Annotated in this window: 8 protein-coding genes; all 8 read left to right on the forward strand. The window is 69.8% G+C overall.

Features of this window, described 5'->3' with window-relative positions:
* Positions 1 to 170 (forward strand): DUF2460 domain-containing protein (locus tag ROA7023_RS23330; protein WP_200812596.1); only part of this gene is annotated, 170 nt, incomplete at its 5' end.
* A gap of 120 nt (positions 171 to 290) precedes the next feature.
* Positions 291 to 638: a Clp protease/crotonase-like domain-containing protein gene (locus ROA7023_RS23335; RefSeq protein ID WP_085881328.1), complete on the forward strand. Its 348-nt coding sequence runs from the start codon at positions 291 to 293 to the stop codon at positions 636 to 638.
* Positions 631 to 762, forward strand: coding sequence for a hypothetical protein (locus tag ROA7023_RS25540; RefSeq protein ID WP_268808041.1), 132 nt, complete (start codon positions 631 to 633; stop codon positions 760 to 762). Before ROA7023_RS23335 ends, ROA7023_RS25540 begins: the two co-directional genes overlap by 8 nt.
* Positions 763 to 766: 4 nt before the next feature.
* Positions 767 to 1,429 carry a lysozyme gene (locus ROA7023_RS23340; protein WP_234992435.1) on the forward strand — a complete coding sequence of 221 codons (663 nt, stop codon included), beginning with the start codon at positions 767 to 769 and terminating at the stop codon, positions 1,427 to 1,429.
* Positions 1,430 to 1,485: 56 nt separating this feature from the next.
* Complete coding sequence (locus ROA7023_RS23345) at positions 1,486 to 1,665, forward strand: hypothetical protein (RefSeq protein ID WP_141135939.1); 180 nt, start codon at positions 1,486 to 1,488, stop codon at positions 1,663 to 1,665.
* 86 nt (positions 1,666 to 1,751) lie between these two features.
* Complete coding sequence (locus ROA7023_RS24265; RefSeq protein ID WP_089279789.1) at positions 1,752 to 1,982, forward strand: hypothetical protein; 231 nt, start codon at positions 1,752 to 1,754, stop codon at positions 1,980 to 1,982.
* Complete coding sequence (locus ROA7023_RS24650) at positions 1,969 to 2,112, forward strand: hypothetical protein (protein ID WP_159458653.1); 144 nt, start codon at positions 1,969 to 1,971, stop codon at positions 2,110 to 2,112. Before ROA7023_RS24265 ends, ROA7023_RS24650 begins: the two co-directional genes overlap by 14 nt.
* On the forward strand, positions 2,109 to 2,259 hold a 151-nt coding region (locus ROA7023_RS23355; protein WP_143535737.1), incomplete at its 3' end, for a baseplate hub domain-containing protein. The genes ROA7023_RS24650 and ROA7023_RS23355, both read left to right, overlap by 4 nt.

Consider the following 2,259-nt stretch of genomic DNA (forward strand, 5'->3'; position numbering starts at 1 on the left):
CCAGCGGCGTCGTCACCTTCGCCACCGCGCCGGCGGCGGGCGTCGCGATCACCGCAGGCTTCGCCTTCGACGTGCCTGTCCGTTTTGACACCGACGCGCTCGACGTGACCCTCGACCTCGAGCGGCTCGGCTCGATTACCTCAATTCCGCTTCTGGAGATCCGGCGATGAACGATTCCGGCGTTCGCGGGGCTTACGCGGCGGTCCGAAGGACGGCGCCACGGTCCCCGCTCACCGTCGCAGCCGTGCTGCGCGACCCCATGCAAACGTCAAGACCTCGGGGCATCCGCCATGAATGACGGATCCGGCTTCATCGCAGCAGTTCTCAGGGAACTTGCAGCATCTACCGCCGTGATCCTCGCCGCCTGGGGCGCGCTCGGCGGCGCCACGAACGCGCTGACCACGAAGATGCGCCTGCGCGATGCGTTGCGCCACATCCTGCTCGGCGGGCTGATCGCGGCCGGCATGGGGAGCCTGTCGATGGCCGTCATCGCGGCGTGGCTGGGGCTGCGCCCCGACGCGATCCCTGCGGGCGGGCCCGCCGGCTCGGCCGCCTATCTCGTCGGCGTTTTCGGCCCGGCCTTCATCGAAGTCGTCCACGCCCGGCTGCGCGCCGCGAAGGGGCGCAAGGATGACTGAGCTTTTCCGCCTCGCCCGCGCGCTGCGGAGCGGGTGCGAGGACCCTCGGGTGCGCTTTGCGCACCGGCTGCGCGTCGGCATCGCCGTTGCGGTGCTGATCCTGATCCTCTCGTTTTTGGAGTAATCCCATGGAGATGACCGCCAAGAAAATGTCACATCGTGGCCTGCTGGCCCTGGCCAGGCACGAAGGTATCGTGCCCGCGCCCTACCGCGATTCCACCTGCACCTGGACCTTCGGCATCGGCCATACGGCCGCGGCCGGACCGCCCGATCCCGGCGAGATGCCCCGCGGCATGCCCGCCGATCTCGATGAGGGCATCGGCGAGGCTTTCCGGGTCTTCCGCACGGACCTCGCGACATACGAGGCCGAGGTCAGGGCCGCGGTGACGGTACCACTGGCGCCGCACGAGTTCGATGCGCTGGTCAGCTTCCACTACAACACCGGCGGCATCGCGCGGGCTGCGCTGACCCGCCACCTGAACGCCGGCGACCGCGAGGCTGCCGCGCAGGCCTTCCTGAACTGGCGGCGGCCGGCGGAGATCATCCCACGGCGCGAGGCGGAGCGCGACCTGTTCCGCCATGGCCGCTATCCCGGCGGGGCCATCCCGGTCTGGTCCGTGGACCGCACGGGCCGCGTGGATTTCTCGCGGCCGGTCCGGCGGCTGACCGAAGACCAGGCTCTGGCTCTGCTGCAGCCTGTCAGACCCTCAGTCCCCGCAACCCCCGAGACGCCGACCGGCTGGCTCGCCCGGCTGGCCACCTTCTTCTCCACCCTAATCCGGAGGGCCTGATCCCCATGCGCTACGTTCGACCCAACTCCATGACCTGGTGGGCGGGACTGCTCGCCATGCTCACAGGCATTGCCGCCCTCGCGCTGCCCGCTACCGGACCGCTGAGTGAGCTGTCCCGCCTTGTCGCTCTGCTCGCTGGCTCGGGCGATGCCTCGCCCGCGGGGCTGATGTTCCTCGGTCTGGGCCTGATCGGTCTGCGCGACCGGATCGAGCGCGGGTTCCGTGGCGATGCTTGAGTGTCTTGCAGGGATGATCGTGGGCGGCAGCGTGGGCGTCTTCGTCGTCGCCCTCTGCGTGGCCGCCACGCGCGGGGAACGGGGCGATGGCTGAGTTCCTGATCTGGTTAGTCGCGGCTCTGGGCGCGGTCGGAGGTGTCGTCCTCGGCCGGGTCTGGGGGCGCGCAGCAGCAAAGCGCGCGGGCAAACGGGAGGCAGAACGCGATGCCATGGAAGACAAGAACAAGCGTGTCGAGCGCGGACGCGACGCGGTTCGTGACGGCCGCGGCGCCGGCAATCCTGCTGAGCGGCTGCGCCGCAACGATGGGCGGTGGTGACGCCGGCTGTGCTTCCTACGCCGAGGCGCGGCTCACCCGGCCGGATGCCGAGACGGTCGCCGCTGTGCCGCCGGACTGGGCCGACTGGATCGCCGATGTCGACGACCGCATGACAGGAACCTGCCGATGAAATCCCTCTCGCCTGCTCTGCAGGCCCATCTCGACGAGGGCACGACGACACTCGCCTGGTGCTGGCGCATCACGCGGGCCGATGGCGTCACCTTCGGCTTCACCGATCACGACCGGACGCTCAGCTTCGACGGCACCGACTTCGAGC

Source organism: Roseisalinus antarcticus (assembly GCF_900172355.1).
GTDB lineage: Bacteria > Pseudomonadota > Alphaproteobacteria > Rhodobacterales > Rhodobacteraceae > Oceanicola > Oceanicola antarcticus_A.